The sequence below is a fragment of the Mucilaginibacter sp. cycad4 genome (genome assembly GCF_034263275.1).
Classification (GTDB): domain Bacteria; phylum Bacteroidota; class Bacteroidia; order Sphingobacteriales; family Sphingobacteriaceae; genus Mucilaginibacter.
On sequence record NZ_CP139559.1, the window covers coordinates 1778239 to 1794308 of the forward strand.

Genomic DNA, 16070 nt, shown 5'->3' on the forward strand with positions numbered 1-16070 from the left:
CAGATAACTATCACATGAATAAAAAAGATAATAACGAACGTCAGCGCATAGAAGCTGAAATTGTTAAGATACGGGAAGCAATTGATTTAAAATGCGATCTCATTGACGATCCTTCATTTGAAACAGGAATTTTAGGTTTGGCATTGTTCTACATCTTTTATTCTGTGTTTGCTGATGATAAAAAATACCTGGATAAAGCCGAAGAATTAATTTTTAAGGCTTTCGGGAACTTGACGGCCGAAAAATTTCAAAGAACCTACAAAACGGATACGATAGATAACCAATTGGCCCACTTTGGAAGATTTATAAAGTTCAGCAAGCAAAATAACTTAATTGCCTTTGATGTTGACGAATATCTGTTAGGCTTGGATTCGATCTTGTTTGATTTAATGAAAAGCAAAGTTGAGGCGGGCAATTTTGATTACCAAAGCGGGGCGCTGGCGGCGGGCTTTTATTTGATAGGCCGAGTGGACGAAGCTGATGGTATCAGGGAAAAATTATCTTATTTATTGTTTCAAATTAAAGAAAAATCGATATCAGATTCAGATGCTGGCATTTATTGGACACTTCCCGCATTGCACGACCGGGTATATCTTGGCATATCTCACGGAAGTGCGTTGATAATGTCTTTTGTTTGCAATGTAATGGAACTTCAGATCGAAGTTGATACTTGTGTCGAAATTCTGCGCAAAGCATCCAATTTCTTAATAAAGCAAGAAGCTGATTTTGGCAAAGGACTGTTTCCTCACTATTTAGAAGACCATGAGCCCGGGCCAAAGCAGTTTTCTTTATGCTATGGAGATCTCGGAATTGGATATGCGTTATTGAGAACGGGGATACTACTTGGAGATAAAAATATTGAAGAAATAGCAGACCGTATTTTACTTGACTGCTTGGTTAGAAAGAAGGAGGATAACTTAACTTTCGACGCCAGTATTACCTATGGTGCAGCCGGCCTTGCAACAACTTTTGAAAAGATTTTTAAATACAAAAACGATGAGCAATACCTCAAGGCGTCTCATTACTGGTATGAGAAAATTGTCGAGTATGCAACATATGCTAATAATTACGCTGGTTATAAATCCAGGGTTTCTAACGAGGATGAGTTTGGTAATCTTGGTTTTAGCTGGGGCATTGCAGGCATAGGTGCCGCGCTAATGCGTTCTTTAAACCAGGAACTCCCGGATATTTCTTCCTTAACATTAATTGCTTAACCAGTATTAAAATATGGAAAGTGTTAAAAATTTTTTGAGCGATAGTGAACTATACGAATTGTTATCGGCAGTAGAAAAGTTTCCGCCTTCTCTGAATGAGTCGACCATGTTGTACGACTATAATAAGCTCGCCCAGATTCTGCGGGAAAAGGAATTGAGCAATTTAGTCAAAGACAGTGAGATGCTTGAACTGGCACATACCTTATCCAGTAAGTTCAATCCGTTAACGCAGCAAATATTACAAAAGTCTATTAGCAATGATCAAATTCTCTTGCTATATCAGGAAATACAACAGGAAATTGGACAACAGCTTTCCGGCCTCCTCTACATTTTCGCAACACAATGGGGGTATTCTGTTATTGCCTTATTGTATTATAAGAATGGCGATTATCACAACGCCATTAATAAAAGCCTGGAATGCATCATATTGAATGAATATTTGATCCGTAGTGGAGTAAGTACTTTGCTGATGAGAGCTGCAGAACAGAATAAAAACGTTATCAGGGTGCTTTTCAGATCAAATGATTGGAAAAATGCCGGAAGTTATGCTCACGACTTTTTGATGTATCTATTCAACGGGAATTGCGAATTTCAAAACGGACAGATATTTTTTGAAAAGAAATTCTGGAAAAAAAATGAGTATGTACGCGAAGGGTACTGTTATGAATGCTTCCGCTCGATTGTCTCTTTGGCTATTCATTCAGAAAAGCAATTGGGCGTTAGTGCCCAGGATCTGTTCACACATATTTTTTCAAACCTTGATTTTGAAATCAATACACCGGATAGGCAAATAATTTATGAATGGTTACAATTAAAAAAGCTATGCTTTTCGGGTGAGTATGGAAAATTCAAAAACGAATTTGTTGCCTTCATGTCCACTCCGATAAGTAAGATCTACGATATACTAAAAATCAGCATTATTCTGGATGTACAAAATCTTCTGAACAATTCAGAGCTAACGCCAACAACAAAACAAATAGAGGAGAGCCTGACAGAATTTATGTTCAGAGAGTTGAATGCAGTGTTTTATTTAAACTCAGATTTAAGCGCGAGAAATTTAGTGAAACAATAAATTTTATGGAAACAATACCTGTTCATATTATCAACCTTAAAAAAAGGGTCGAAAGAAAAGCACATGTTTTAAATGAGTTTTCAAAACACCAGGAATTTGAAGCGATCATAATCGAAGCAATCGAGTGTTCGGAGGGTGCGGTGGGGTTATGGATGACGATTGTAAAAATCCTTCAGGAAGGCCGGCTTTTTAGGGATAGCTGTATTGTGATTTGTGAAGACGATCATGAGTTTACCGGCGAATATTCATTTGATTTATTGTTATCTGCTATTGATTATGTAACCGAAAAGAAAGGGGATGTGTTATTTGCAGGTGTAAGTTGGTTTAACAACGCGGTTCCGGTAACTGAGCATATCTACTGGGTTGAAAAATCATCAGGAACACAATTCATGATAATTTTTAAAGAGTTTTTTAGTGCAATTATTAACGCTCCGTTTAGAGATTATGATTCCGCCGATACTAAAATCTCGGTTTTAACCGACAAAAAATACTTTATCTCTCCCTTTCTTTCCATACAGAAAGAATTTGGATACTCCGATGTTACCCCGAGGAATTCCGTATTGGGAAGGGTTGATGCTCTTTTTGATAATAGTGTACGAAAAACCAGAGTTATTAAGTACCTGTACAAATTTTATGAAAACCCGCCCCTGCGCCAATTATCGGAGACCGGAACCCAAGCCGGGCGTTTGCAGGTATTCATTATTACCCAATCAGGCGAAGAAAAGTCAGGCTACGAAGATCATTTCAATCGAAACGAGTTTTTAGTAGATCATATAATTTCTCCGTATGAAAGTGTTATTTACCCGGCTAATTTAAAAAAGGCAGTTGAAATGGCCTATGAAAGAAATCAAGATACAATTATAGTTTGCAGAAATGATGTTCGTTTTACTCAGTTCTTTTCTACAGTGGATCTTTTCGGCAATATTTCTTTGGCCCATAAATTATCTGCTGAGGTATTAATCGGAGGGGCCCAGGATTTTGAAATAGCCGTACCTGTAACTGAAAATTTATTTTGGATCAATTTTTTTTTCAACGCTCCCTTAGTTGTAATTTTTAAGAATGCCTTTGACAAAATTTTAAATTTTAGACCGGCAAATACGGCTATGGAAGAACTGGATATTGCTGCTGCTCTTTCAAATAAACTACTACTTTATCCCTACATAGTTGATTTTAACAGGATAAATGAAGATGAACCAAATTATACCAGGCTTTCGCTCATGACGCACAAAAAACCGTCGGAAAGATTGGATTTAATAAAGGTTCATGCACAGTTGTAGTGACATGTTTGTAAACTTTCTATTGTCATAATTTAATATAAACTATCTACCTCCAATATTTTGAAAAAGAGTTTCCCTGTATACAGACAATTAGATCAAATGGATTGCGGCCCGACATGTTTGAGAATGATTGCCAAATACTATGGTAAACATTATCCGTTAAAGACCTTAAGGGAATTTTCTTATTTAACCCGCAATGGGGTTTCATTTAAAGGAATAAGTGAAGCTGCTGAAAAAGTTGGATTTAAAACCCTGGGGACGAGATTAACTTTCGATCAATTGGATGAAGATGTAACGCTTCCATGTATACTGTATTGGAACAGGAATCACTTTGTTGTATTACCCCCGCAAGACTACGATAGGAACGATGCCAGTAAGAAAATATCAATAGTCGATCCCGCAATTGGCTTGGTTAAGGTTGATAAAAAACAGTTTTTGAAAAGTTGGTCGGTACAAGATGGAAACTGTGGCTTTGCGCTGTTATTGGAACCAACAAATGATTTTTACGTTTTAGAAGGAGAGGAAGAGAAATCCCCCAGCTTGGCCTTCCTGGTTCGCTACCTAAAACCTTACAAAAAGCTTTTATTTCAGCTAATTGCCGGAATGCTGGTGGGGAGTATCTTAACCCTGATCATTCCTTTTTTGACGCAAAGTTTAGTTGATGTGGGGATCAATCAGCATAACCTCGATTTTATATACCTGATTTTTATTGCTCAAATTGTATTGTTTTTCGGCAATACAGCTATAGAGGTACTGCGGGGCTGGATAATATTACATATAAGCGCCAGGATAAATATTTCGATCGTATCCGATTTTCTCGTTAAATTGATGCGGCTTCCAATCCGCTTTTTCGATACGAAAATGGTTGGCGATATCACTCAAAGGATTTCTGATCATACCCGGATAGAGTTGTTTTTAACAGGAACGTCGTTGAACACCTTGTTCTCCTTAATAAGCATGGTGGTATTTTTAACTGTACTTGCAATTTACAGCATACCTATATTTCTGATTTTTCTTGTCGGCTCTATAATTTCTCTCGGATGGATCATCGTGTTTTTAAAGAAAAGGAGGAACCTGGACTACGCACGTTTTCAGAACCTGAGTGAAAATCAGAATAGCCTGTATGAGATTATCACCGGCATGCAGGATATCAAAATGAACAATAGCGAAATTCAGCACCGGTGGGATTGGGAGCGCCTGCAGATGAAGCTTTTTAAAATTAATATCTCTAATTTAAGCTTGTCGCAGTCGCAAAATGTAGGCTTTAACCTTCTTACGCAATTTAAAAATATTTTAATATCGTTTGTTGCCGCCAAAGAAACCTTGGCTGGAAATATATCCCTGGGTATGATGCTGAGTGTATCCTATATCATTGGCCAGCTTAATTCTCCTATAGGCCAGATCTTATCTTTTATACAAAATTTTCAGGATGCGAAAATAAGTATGGAAAGGCTAAATGAAATTCACGACCAAAAAGAGGAGGAAGCTTCAGACGAATATATTAGCCCGGTGTTGGATAGCGAGGCTAAAATGGATTTACATGTTAAGAATTTAACTTTTCAGTACGGAGGCCCCGGCTCTCCATTAATTTTAGATGATTTGACTTTTACTATTCCGTTCGGTAAAACAACCGCGATAGTTGGCGAAAGCGGCAGCGGTAAGAGTACCTTAATGAAAATCCTGTTGAAGTTTTATCAGCCAACACAGGGAGAGCTATTTCTTGGCGATATACCTGTAGATAAATTATCTCATAAATGGTGGAGAAACCAGTGCAGTACTGTTATGGCCGAAGGGTTTATTTTCTCTAATACCATTAGTCAGAACATTACCGTTAAAGAGAATTTTGATGAGGAGCGATTATGGGAGGCTATTCGTGGGGCAAATCTGGAGGAATTTATCAATAGTTTGCCATTAGGTATTTCAACAAAAATTGGGGCCACCGGCAATGGTATAAGCTCTGGCCAAAAGCAAAGGATCCTGATTGCACGGGCAATTTATCGAAACCCAAACTTTTTATTCCTGGATGAAGCTACAAGCGCATTGGATTCTAACAATGAGAGCGAAATTATTGACAACCTGGAAACATTTTCTCAGGGCCGTACTGTTTTAGTAATTGCCCATAGGTTGAGTACAGTAAAAAAAGCCGAACAGATCATTGTTTTACGAAAAGGACGGTTAATAGAACAAGGGACGCACTTAGCCTTAATTGAAAAGCAGGGTGCGTATTACGAATTAGTTAGAAATCAACTTGAATTAGCTACTTAAAAATGCCGGAATTTGAAACCCGCAATATAGGAGACCAGGAAACGGATGACTTTATAAAAGCACCACCCCGTTGGTTGATACGAAACGGAATGATCTTGATGATCGTCGTTTTTATTATTTTAATAGTTGGCGCTTATTTTATGCCATACCCGGATACTATTGAAGGTAAGGGTGTTATCAGGGCATATCAATCGTCTCTTAATACTTATAGTTATTCAATTCAGGTTGATGTTTTACCCGCTAAAGCCACTTACATTAAAAAAGGGCAGCAATGTTTTATAAAAGTTGAAGAATACCCATATCAGAAATATGGATTGTTAACCGGTACGGTTTCTGAAATAAATAATCTACATAACGATTCGGCATACACCGTGAACATATCTATCGGTAAAAAACTGCTAACAACAAAAATGTTGCAAATTCCAGATAAACCTAAATATTTTATAGACGCAAGTATTGTTATCCGGCATCGGAGGCTTTTAGATAGATTGATTTCCAGGCACAGTGATTAAACATCGATTTTATGGATAAAATTATAAATTTTGATAATAATAGATTTACAACTATTGTTTTACAAAAAAATGGTACCCACGCATTACAGCACCAGTTTGAAAACCGCGAAGAGTTTTGTTGTCAGTTAATCGATTTGGAAGCTGAAAGTTATCACTTTGAGGTACTGAACTCAATAAAGCAGATCTTAAAAGATCCTGTACAATGTGAAAAGGATTTCCTGATACTTTGTCTTAACGATCACGAATTTAGCGAAGATTACAACGCTATAACTTTTGATGAAAGCATCAAAAGGGCGGAAGCGTTAGAAGCCGATGTTCTGGTACCCGGTTTATCTTATTTTTGCTGTTCTATCCCAATTAATGAAAACCTATCATGGGTAGAATCAATAGAGTCTGCGCAATTTATCGTAATATTCAAGCGGTTTTATCAAACGCTTCGGGCATCACTTACAATACCCAACGAATATATTCAATCGCGAATATCCAGGTTAAGCCAAAATAAGATAGTTCTAACTCCGTTTTTCTCAATTAATAAAAATATAAATTCGAACGGCCAGATAGAGAACAATGACAGTTCTGATAACAATAAAAATAGTTCTGTCCTCAGAAAACTAAAACTATCTGATACAATATATCAGTATTATGGAAACCTGCAAAACTTGGTAGAAAGCACCAATTCGACGCCACCCGATGATGAATTCTCCATTCCAACCTATGTCATTAATTTACCGGAAAGAGATGACCGGCGTTCACATATCATTAAACAGTTTCAAGATCGGTCTGAATTTGATTTTAAAATTATAGAAGCACACAGGCACTCCATTGGCGCCATTGGCCTTTGGATCACTATACGGAAAATTATAAAATTAGCTATAGAAAATGACGACGATGTAATTATAATCTGTGAAGATGATCATGAATTTACGGATGATTATGCTAAACATGAACTACTCAAAAATATCTTTGAAGGGTTTCAACAAAATATAGATTATATAAATGGAGGAACAAGTTCAATCAATGTTGTGGTACCCGTATCGAGAACCCGATTTTGGGTCGATTTAACCAGGGCTACACAGTTTATGATAATATATAAACGGCTTTTTGAAAAAATATTGAGTTATGAATTTTCAAAGGATGTGGTAGCTGATATTGTGTTGTCAAACCTGGCCGAAAACAAAATGATTTTATTCCCATTTATTTCTAAACAACACAACTTTGGTTATTCGGATGTTACGCCACAGCACAAAATGGATACTGATTTGGTTGATATCATGTTTTCGAATACCGAGAGAAGGTTATCGCAAATCAAAAACGCTTTTGAAAAATATAACAGTTTAGAACAAAAAAGCATATTTTAAAATGACATCTGGGGGGCCGATAAAAAAGTTATTGTACTACCGGTAAGTTTGGGCTTTATAATAAGTGTTACTCTATTGCATCCAGGTATGCAACCAGTAATGAATTAGTGGTTGTGTAATAACCTTTTCAGGCAATTCTCTAATTTCCCAATAATCATAAGCCATTAAATCTTTAACTTGTATAATGCTTTGAGATGAATTAGCATGTGTTTTTAAGGTGTCCCGCATTCTGAATGGTCCGGAATAGGCTGGTGTATTCAACAGCTCCCTTTGCCCCGAGTTATATAATCCTACAATATCTTCACATAAACTCAGCAAATACGGTTCATTTGGGAGAGCGGCAAATGTTTCGGATGCAAGAGTGTCATTTAACGGGTCAATAACCAAAAAACCACGCGGGTTTTTATCGCTTAACTCCAGGTATTTGTCGGGTGAAAGTAACTCCACATCCCAATCCATATAGTGGCCGCCAAAATGATAAATAATCAGGTAGCGCGCTATATCCGCGGCTTCTCCGTGGTTTCTTGCATTTTTGAATGCATCTAAAGCAAATGAATAGCGTTCCTTCAGAAATTCCTCAATCAAATCATCGTTCCATATTCTTATTTCATATCCGGATTTTTTTATTACGTGCCAGGATTGCAGGCATTTATCTATTTGTAGGGTTGTTTTTTTCCCAACAATCTGATGCAGTACTTTTGGTACAGAACTAAATTTTTTTGTAATCATGATTTCCGTTACTAAATAGCGATATTCATCGTGCAATTAATTCTGTACTGTATCATTTCGCAGTTTATAATCAGTAGAGATTCCAAGTCGTTTGTATAACTCGGCTTTATATTGTTTCCCGATTGGGATATCTTCGATACCACTTTTCATTTTGATATGACTTCCTCCCACTATTTTGGCAAAATCAAGGTTAACAATATAAGATTTTTGAACCCTAAGAAACTGCCTGGCTGAGTCCAGAGATCGTTCTATGTCCGAAATCTTTCGCCAAATAATATATTCTTTTTCCCTGGTTGCAATTCTGATATAGTCTTTATCACTCTTAATAAAAAATATATCGTCATATGGCATAATGATGTTTGAGTTCCGATCCTTAAATATCAGAGATTTCCTATCATGTAAATGGGGTTTTCCGGCATCCAATAAAACCCGCGCTTTATTTATAGATTTAAGTAGCCTATCCTCCTTAAATGGCTTCATGATATAAGCAAGCACATCCAACTCAAAACTTTCAATAGCGTAACTTGGGTTTTCTGTAACAAAAATAAATAGGGGAGTTTTTTTTAGACTTTTCAAAAATGAAAGCCCGCCCACATCGGACATCTGGAAATCACAAAAAATGAGATCTACTTTTTCAGAAGTAATTAGAGGCTTGGCATCTAAAACATTGTTAAATATACCCAGTACTTGCAGGTCACCTATTTGTTTTAAATGGTTAAACAAAGTGCTTTGAGCCAACTTTTCCTCGTCGATTACAATACAATTTATCATGATTTTGTAGCAGTTTTATCGAGCGTCAATTGGACGTCGTAATTCAAGTGAGTTAACGTAGTTCTGGATTTTGAATATTCAATCCTCTTTCAATACAATATATTTCACCAATGGGAATTTCACGAATTCGTTATAATCTCAAATAGAATCTTTAAATCGGCTCCTTCTGTAATTTTCATGAAAAGAAAACGGATATGTGACCGGCAGTTAAAAAAGTGAATATTGGTTTTTGACAATTTAATTGTAATCATAGGTTTAAGTTATTTAAGTTGTACTTTATTGTTTTGTACTTACCTGGAATCTGAATGCTTCGTTTATAAGTCACTCACAGGTATTAATTGTTATAATTGATCGTTATATCATTCTCTTTTGTTTTTATGATTAATATCTGTAATTTGTTATGTCATTGTGAAAATGAAGGTTTGGGTTTATAATTTCTCTTTAAGTGTTACCTACTGCAAAATAATTTCTTACTGATACTGGTCACGACAATTTTGCCAGAACCTCCATCTTTTTAGAAATGATTATAGAGAACTTTGTAATATAAAAATACCACGCACGATTAATAGTCAATACATAAAAGTATGCTGATTATCAAATAATAACCTCTGATAAGGTTTTCTCTCCTGTCTCATGCAGGTTCAATTAAAATCAATATTTTGATTTTTCAGTCCATTCAGGTTATAGGGTTTAACCTTTCATGAAATTATTTTTTACATAAAGGTTATTAGCCGAAATTCCCAAAATTACCTGTCTGAATACGTTGAACCAATCAAGTCTACTCAATGATTTTATCAAATATAAATATATATATTTATCCATCAATAAAAATTTGTAATTATCATATAATATATGTAACGTTGATAAACTAACAAAATTATTCAACTCATTATGGTATTGGTTAAAGGCAATTTGTTCTTCTTATTAACGAAACTCTTTTCGATAAAATCATCAATCTTGAAAAAAATGTGAAAGTGAAATGTTGACATTACCTTTCGTAAAGGTTAAATTAAATTAGCTTAACTTGCGAAAACCGAGTTCGGCAGCAGAGAAAATATAGGTTGTTAAGATATGTTTTTGGCGTTCCTTAGTTGCATAATATAATGCCTAAATCAACTTGCAGGATTGCCCCAATCAATTAAAATAACAGAGACTTCCCTATGAGCGAAACAGCCCAGCAAAGCTTTTACCAGATAAAAGGTGAATTAAGCGTAGAAGAAATTTGCCAACTAAAAGAAGAATGGAAAAGGCAGGTGACTAAACCCAGTCAATTTTTGGGTCAAAAGGTAGGTGAAGGAAAGGGTATAGTAATCAGTGCCGGTGGTTTGAGATACTTTACATCTGCGTGGGTATTGATAAATACTTTGCGAAATTTTGGTTGCAATTTGCCGATAGAAATTTGGTTTCATGGAAACGAAATTAGTAGGGGAATGAAGAGACAATTGGCTAAATTGGGGGTTCAATGCAAAGACCTGAGGCAGTTTATGGACAATGCTCCTCATGGTTTTTTAATGAAGCCGCTTTCTATCCTTTATAGTAGTTTTCAAGAGGTCCTGTTTTTGGATGCTGATAATAATTGTGTAAAAGATCCCACTTATCTTTTTGAAAATGCCGCGTATAAAAAGCATGGATGTATGTTTTGGCCGGATTACTGGCAAACCTCAGTAACAAATCCTATTTGGGAGATTTTGGAAATTGAATATTCTAAGTCGTATGAACAAGATAGTGGGCAAATATTAATTGACAAAGCAAAATCCTGGAACCAGCTACAACTCTGCGCCTATTTTAATATGAGGAGAGATGTGTATTATAAATTTTTGTATGGAGATAAGGATACATTCAGGTTTGCATGGTTGGCTTTAGGAACCCCATATTACATGATTGAACATGCTGCCGGTACCTGTGGATATAAAGATAATCGGGACAATTCCTTTAACGGTACTACGATGGTACAGCATGACACCGATAACGAGATAATATTTTTGCATAGAAACCTGCTGAAATGGGATATAACACTCAAAGATGAAAGCATATGGCAAACGATAAAAGTTTTTACAAAAAACGCTAAAGAAAAAAAGCATTATTTTAAACGGAGTATGAACAAACATCATGCAATTGACATAGGAGGCGAAATAGAAGAGAAGTCGTTCGATGCAGTGTTCCCTGGTTTTGAGCAGGAGTGTCTGAATATATTAAATAAGTTAAGGGTGTCGCGTTTTTATAAAAATGAACTTTTGAATTATTATTTTCATGTTAACCGGTTCTCCTGAATTTACCGATCATTTTTGATCACAATTATAGCTTTTCATTACCACAGTCACTAGCTGGCCTATACTACCACAAATGACAACGAGACTACAACAAGCCATAGATATAATTCAGAAAATGCCCGATGAGGCTGTAAACAAGTTACTGGATATCATTGATCCATTGATCAAATATGGAGAACACGCAAATGGTACCGGTGAAGACCAGCAACGAAATTTTTTGAGAATGCTTGAGTTTGGAAGTTTAACAAGATCGGTTGTAGGGGGATTTGCTTATTCTATAATCGTAAATGGCCAAAATGGCGTATATGCAGTTGACCCGGAGGATGCCGTAGTTGGTAAGTCGTTACGGTTTACAGGAAACTACAGTTCGGGTGAAGTTAAGCGGATAGAAAAACTTGTCAATGCCGATAGCCACGTTTTAGTAGTGGGCGCTCATATAGGTACGCTGGTTGTACCGATTGCCAAAATAGCTGAACATGTTACGGCAATAGAGGCCAATCCAAATACTTTTCAATTGTTAGAACTCAATTTGGCATTAAATGATCTGGAAAATTGTCGTGCGATTAATATCGCTGCCGGAGAAGCTCCCGGAACCATAAATTTTCTGCAAAACAGGATCAATTCCGGGGGAAGCAAAAGAAAGCCTTTACATGATGACATCATGTATTATTATGATAATCCGAAAGAAATAACTATAGAAGCAAACACCTTAGATCGGCTCTTAGTTAATGAACAATATGATTTGATTATTATGGATTTAGAAGGTTCAGAATATTTTGCGCTAAAAGGAATGGCTTCTATTTTAGAGAAAACCAAAATGCTGGTCATCGAATTTGTACCACATCACCTCAAAAATGTAAGCGGTATTACTGTAGAAATGTTTTTGGGGTTACTTGATAAATTCAAATATCTGACTATTCCTTCGTTGGAAATTAAACTACCGGTAGCTGATTGCTTGGAAACCCTTAAATACATGTATGACAATGGATATTGTGATGATGGATTGATTTTTGAGAAATAATAGATCATATGTGAAATTTGCAGCGTTCAAAATGCCCTTTTTTTGTACATTTTAGTGTTTTTAGTGAAAGGCACTGGCATCGTAAATCTGGACAAAGCCAGGACTTGCATAATTCTTTTTGTTGAACTTCACGTAAACGAGCTTTGAAAACCATAGGTTGCTATGGGCATTAGATTGAAAAGATCAACGTAAGGATTTGTTCCAGCAAGCAAAAGCAAACCGCCTAAGCTTGAAATGAACGCTTATTGTAATTTTTTTGTTATTTAAAGATCATCGTTCGATTCGCTCAGCACTTCACCAACAGAGCCGTGTGCCCTTCGAGAAAAGAATTGACTTGGACGGGTTTAAAGATTCAGCCTTGATGAATCGTTTTGGACGTGTTTCCTTCATCGGACTTGTTAGCCAGATGAGTTAAACCATTTGAAGACGTTTGCTGGAATTTTCAGTCTACCCTAATGGCCTCGAACTTGTAAATAATATTAAATAACAAATTTTTCTGTTTCCGTGCTCGACAGCGTATAGTTCACATGCAATAATTTTTACCGGTCGATTAGAAACGGCTTAGATATTTCTAATCTGCCTTAATCATCAAATAAAGCAAAGCCGCTTCAAGTCATCAATAAACTGGTTCGTGTAGACGATGTGTAAGGGCCGTTTTAGTTTTTGTTGTTTTGTAACCTTCGTTTAACGCAAATATGAGCTCTTTTTGATTCGAGTGTATTTGGGGAATTTCATTAGTTAACGGATCAGGGCTGTTGCTTAATTTACCTCAAAATGGAACAAACCAGAGCCCGAAGTATTACCCTGGCCATCTTTGGTGATAACCTTCCAATAATAAGTATGTCCAGGAGTTACTATAACGCTATTTAACGATGTTTCCTGGTTCGACTAAAAACGGCATAGATATTTCGAAATCGCCCTGAATAATCAAATAGAGAATCCAACGTAGTGGTAAAGCCTGATATTTCCATGGTATAATAAATATCTCCGCTGTTTAAGCCACTACTCAAAGTGCAAACGTCACTCGATCACTATATCCAGGCGGGTTTGGATAACAATGGAAGTATCAAACTACAGGAGTTCAAGAGAACCTGTTTCTTATAAATAACGCATGGTCGCACCTCCGTTCCATTCGGTTAATGCCCAATGACGCATTATTTGTAATTTGTAGTGCTTCTATCGCCTGCAAAAAAATACAGTTACCCTCCCCGGCGGAACCAAGTGCCGAATGAAAACTAATGAAGTTCCCTGGAAAATTACAGTCCAGCATGAATTTATGTTTGTCACGAATGTTCAAAAAGAAAAAAACATAGACTTTAAGAATTGCTAAAAATTGCATTTGCCAATAAAATTTTTATATTTGTAGTACCTGAACTACTGCAATATGAATACTTTATCACAAAAGAACTTAACCTCCTTTGAACCGCGGCCCCAATTAGGGAATAAGCTTGGCGATTTTTTTAAAAAACGATATTTTGAATCATTTAACCTATATCGCCCGCCATTTATTTTTTTAATACAGGTAATGGATTCCTCAAGTATGGTTTACTCAGAATCACTAACTGTTTGTTAAATCAGCAGTGAATAGTGGCCTTTGCCTGGTTAAACAACAATAACACTATTTGCTTACCCTGCGGATCATAAGTCATGCGCGTATAGTGTAATGAAATTTCGCGCGGATTCTGCTTATCTATAACCTGATTACTTAATCCATTTATCAACAACTCCATTCAGTTTTTTTAACAACCCCAGGATGAAAAATTACATTTTATCTCTCGTCTTTCTGCTCATTTCTTCCCTTTCGTCACGTGCCCAATGGACAACAGGAGGCAACGACATCTTTAACAGCAACGCCGGCAACGTAGGAATAGGCACGTCAACCCCCGGAGCACCTTTACAAATCAGTTCAGTCATGATACCCGGCTCTGTCAAAGAACTTTTGCGTTTGGAACAAAGAGGGAATGGTGGTAACGAACTCGGGGGAGAGGGAGCTGCGATAAGTTTCTACACACCGATGAATCCTTCGCCTGATCTTCTCGGCGCGCAAATTTACTCCTTTAGGGACAATGGCATCAATGCATCGCCTACTACTTCTCTTCATTTTTTAACTAATAACGCAGGTACGCTATCCGACAGGCTTGTTATATCCGGCACGGGGAATGTCGGAATAGGAACGACCGACAACAGCAACTGGACACTAGCCGGGTCAACTTATAAACTAGCCATTGGAGGAAGTGTAATCGCTACTGGCATTACGGTAAAGGCAACCGGTTCCTGGCCTGACTTTGTATTCAAGAAGGATTATAAACTGCCACCCTTAAGCAGCGTAAAGGCCTTTATTGAGCGCAATCATCATTTGCCTCAGGTACCCTCTGAACCTGAGATATCTGATGCTGGACTTGATTTGGGCAAAATGAATCGCTTATTAATGCAAAAGATGGAGGAGATGACATTATACATGATCCAGGCACATGAAAAAATCAGTCTGTTAGAAAAACAAGTGAGGTATTTAAAAAGGAAAAATAAATAAAATGAGGAAAATCTTATCACTTATTATCACAAGTGTAGCAAACCTGTATATGGTACAGGCACAGACGAAAGCAGTCACAGTTGATGCGAACGATGTATTAAACAACAATACCAAACTTGTCTCCCAAACTTCTGTCGGACAGGTGTTTTTTACAGGCCATCAGCTGGGCGCCGGCTATTATTACCCTGCGGGCATTTTCCGGGCCATTACTGACAATAGTAACAATGCAGCCAATTATTACTTTGACGGTATCACTAACGGTGCCACCAACTTCAGCGTAAGAGCAGACGGGCAAGGCTATTTTGCCGGGAATTTGGGTATAGGAAATGTGAATCCTGATGCAAAGTTGACCGTGTTCGCATCCTCGCCATTAGGTGGTGCCGCCAAAAACGCTGTTTTGATTAGTTCGGTTGGAGGGCCATCGGGCTCAAACTACTTCAAAAATAATATCTGGCTGGTGAGAAACGCTGCTGGGACTGACTGGTTAACTGCCAGGCTACATGACGGCATTTCCATTGATGTTTCATTCTTAAATCCACAAACAAATACCCGGACCTGGTGGGAAAGAGACCCCTACCAGGATATACAATCATGGGGAACCTCAGCTAATACTTATATGGCTATTGTTCAGGGTAATGTTGCCATTGGAACGCTTGATTCCAAAGGCTATAAATTAGCAGTAAACGGCGGGGTCATCGCTACAGCTGTAACCGTGAAAGCCTATCCCTGGCCCGACTTCGTTTTTAAAAAGGACTATCGGTTGCTGCCCTTGCAGGATGTGAAAAGATACATCAATAAATATCAACACTTACCGGAAATCCCATCAGCAGAACAAGTTTCCAAACAGGGTTTGGACCTTGGCGAAATGAATAGGCTGCTTGTGAGAAAAGTTGAAGAACTGACCTTATACCTTATACAGGAGCATAAAGAAAATAAGCAACAGCAACGACAAATTAACCGGTTAAACAAGCGGCTAAGCGCATTATCAGGGCATGGCAAAACAGGAAATTAATTAACCGGTCATTTGCTTTACAAAACGCAGGTCGTTAAG

General features: G+C 37.2%; 13 protein-coding genes. 10 read left to right on the forward strand and 3 right to left on the reverse strand.

Annotation, left to right across the window (positions count from 1 at the left end):
- Nucleotides 1–14 precede the first annotated feature (14 nt).
- The 6 genes from SNE26_RS07265 to SNE26_RS07290 are packed head-to-tail and all read left to right on the forward strand — an operon-like array spanning nt 15 to nt 7698.
- A complete protein-coding gene (locus SNE26_RS07265; protein ID WP_321558699.1) occupies nt 15–1214 on the forward strand; it encodes a lanthionine synthetase LanC family protein in 1200 nt (399 codons plus the stop codon).
- Nucleotides 1215–1227: 13 nt separating this feature from the next.
- Nucleotides 1228–2286 carry a hypothetical protein gene (locus SNE26_RS07270; protein ID WP_321558700.1) on the forward strand — a complete coding sequence of 353 codons (1059 nt, stop codon included), beginning with the start codon at nt 1228–1230 and terminating at the stop codon, nt 2284–2286.
- 5 nt (nt 2287–2291) lie between these two features.
- Nucleotides 2292–3563 (forward strand): hypothetical protein, encoded by a 1272-nt coding sequence (locus tag SNE26_RS07275; protein WP_321558701.1) that lies wholly within the window; start codon nt 2292–2294, stop codon nt 3561–3563.
- A 60-nt stretch (nt 3564–3623) separates the two neighbouring features.
- Nucleotides 3624–5828 carry a peptidase domain-containing ABC transporter gene (locus tag SNE26_RS07280; protein ID WP_321558702.1) on the forward strand — a complete coding sequence of 735 codons (2205 nt, stop codon included), beginning with the start codon at nt 3624–3626 and terminating at the stop codon, nt 5826–5828.
- Nucleotides 5829–5830: 2 nt separating this feature from the next.
- Nucleotides 5831–6340 carry a hypothetical protein gene (locus tag SNE26_RS07285; RefSeq protein WP_321558703.1) on the forward strand — a complete coding sequence of 170 codons (510 nt, stop codon included), beginning with the start codon at nt 5831–5833 and terminating at the stop codon, nt 6338–6340.
- Nucleotides 6341–6351: 11 nt separating this feature from the next.
- On the forward strand, nt 6352–7698 hold the full coding sequence (locus SNE26_RS07290) for a hypothetical protein (RefSeq protein ID WP_321558704.1): 1347 nt from the start codon (nt 6352–6354) through the stop codon (nt 7696–7698).
- A gap of 72 nt (nt 7699–7770) precedes the next feature.
- Here the strand turns inward: SNE26_RS07290 and SNE26_RS07295 are convergent, their stop codons facing one another.
- The gene (locus SNE26_RS07295; protein WP_321558705.1) at nt 7771–8427 is read right to left on the reverse strand and encodes a glycosyltransferase; all 657 of its coding nucleotides are present in this window, start codon (nt 8425–8427) and stop codon (nt 7771–7773) included.
- A gap of 36 nt (nt 8428–8463) precedes the next feature.
- A complete protein-coding gene (locus SNE26_RS07300; RefSeq protein ID WP_321558706.1) occupies nt 8464–9198 on the reverse strand; it encodes a LytTR family DNA-binding domain-containing protein in 735 nt (244 codons plus the stop codon).
- Between the two features lie 1160 nt (nt 9199–10358).
- Between SNE26_RS07300 and SNE26_RS07305 the strand changes: the two genes are divergently transcribed.
- Together SNE26_RS07305 and SNE26_RS07310 are read left to right on the forward strand one after the other, a co-directional pair.
- Nucleotides 10359–11468 carry a hypothetical protein gene (locus SNE26_RS07305; protein WP_321558707.1) on the forward strand — a complete coding sequence of 370 codons (1110 nt, stop codon included), beginning with the start codon at nt 10359–10361 and terminating at the stop codon, nt 11466–11468.
- A gap of 73 nt (nt 11469–11541) precedes the next feature.
- On the forward strand, nt 11542–12489 hold the full coding sequence (locus SNE26_RS07310) for an FkbM family methyltransferase (RefSeq protein WP_321558708.1): 948 nt from the start codon (nt 11542–11544) through the stop codon (nt 12487–12489).
- 1574 nt (nt 12490–14063) lie between these two features.
- Here the strand turns inward: SNE26_RS07310 and SNE26_RS07315 are convergent.
- Nucleotides 14064–14219: a hypothetical protein gene (locus tag SNE26_RS07315; RefSeq protein ID WP_321558709.1), complete on the reverse strand. Its 156-nt coding sequence runs from the start codon at nt 14217–14219 to the stop codon at nt 14064–14066.
- 23 nt (nt 14220–14242) lie between these two features.
- Between SNE26_RS07315 and SNE26_RS07320 the strand changes: the two genes are divergently transcribed.
- Both SNE26_RS07320 and SNE26_RS07325 read left to right on the forward strand, forming a co-directional pair.
- On the forward strand, nt 14243–15019 hold the full coding sequence (locus SNE26_RS07320) for a hypothetical protein (protein ID WP_321558710.1): 777 nt from the start codon (nt 14243–14245) through the stop codon (nt 15017–15019).
- A 1-nt stretch (nt 15020) separates the two neighbouring features.
- On the forward strand, nt 15021–16031 hold the full coding sequence (locus SNE26_RS07325) for a hypothetical protein (protein WP_321558711.1): 1011 nt from the start codon (nt 15021–15023) through the stop codon (nt 16029–16031).
- Nucleotides 16032–16070 lie beyond the last annotated feature (39 nt).

What these genes read in the sequence shown, in the direction of transcription:
- SNE26_RS07315 (WP_321558709.1), bottom strand. Translation starts at nt 14,219, where the DNA reads ATGGAGTTGTTGATAAATGGATTAAGTAATCAGGTTATAGATAAGCAG.
- SNE26_RS07325 (WP_321558711.1), top strand. Translation starts at nt 15,021, where the DNA reads ATGAGGAAAATCTTATCACTTATTATCACAAGTGTAGCAAACCTGTAT.
- SNE26_RS07295 (WP_321558705.1), bottom strand. Translation starts at nt 8,427, where the DNA reads ATGATTACAAAAAAATTTAGTTCTGTACCAAAAGTACTGCATCAGATT.
- SNE26_RS07320 (WP_321558710.1), top strand. Translation starts at nt 14,243, where the DNA reads ATGAAAAATTACATTTTATCTCTCGTCTTTCTGCTCATTTCTTCCCTT.
- SNE26_RS07305 (WP_321558707.1), top strand. Translation starts at nt 10,359, where the DNA reads ATGAGCGAAACAGCCCAGCAAAGCTTTTACCAGATAAAAGGTGAATTA.
- SNE26_RS07300 (WP_321558706.1), bottom strand. Translation starts at nt 9,198, where the DNA reads ATGATAAATTGTATTGTAATCGACGAGGAAAAGTTGGCTCAAAGCACT.
- SNE26_RS07275 (WP_321558701.1), top strand. Translation starts at nt 2,292, where the DNA reads ATGGAAACAATACCTGTTCATATTATCAACCTTAAAAAAAGGGTCGAA.
- SNE26_RS07310 (WP_321558708.1), top strand. Translation starts at nt 11,542, where the DNA reads ATGACAACGAGACTACAACAAGCCATAGATATAATTCAGAAAATGCCC.
- SNE26_RS07285 (WP_321558703.1), top strand. Translation starts at nt 5,831, where the DNA reads ATGCCGGAATTTGAAACCCGCAATATAGGAGACCAGGAAACGGATGAC.
- SNE26_RS07265 (WP_321558699.1), top strand. Translation starts at nt 15, where the DNA reads ATGAATAAAAAAGATAATAACGAACGTCAGCGCATAGAAGCTGAAATT.
- SNE26_RS07270 (WP_321558700.1), top strand. Translation starts at nt 1,228, where the DNA reads ATGGAAAGTGTTAAAAATTTTTTGAGCGATAGTGAACTATACGAATTG.
- SNE26_RS07290 (WP_321558704.1), top strand. Translation starts at nt 6,352, where the DNA reads ATGGATAAAATTATAAATTTTGATAATAATAGATTTACAACTATTGTT.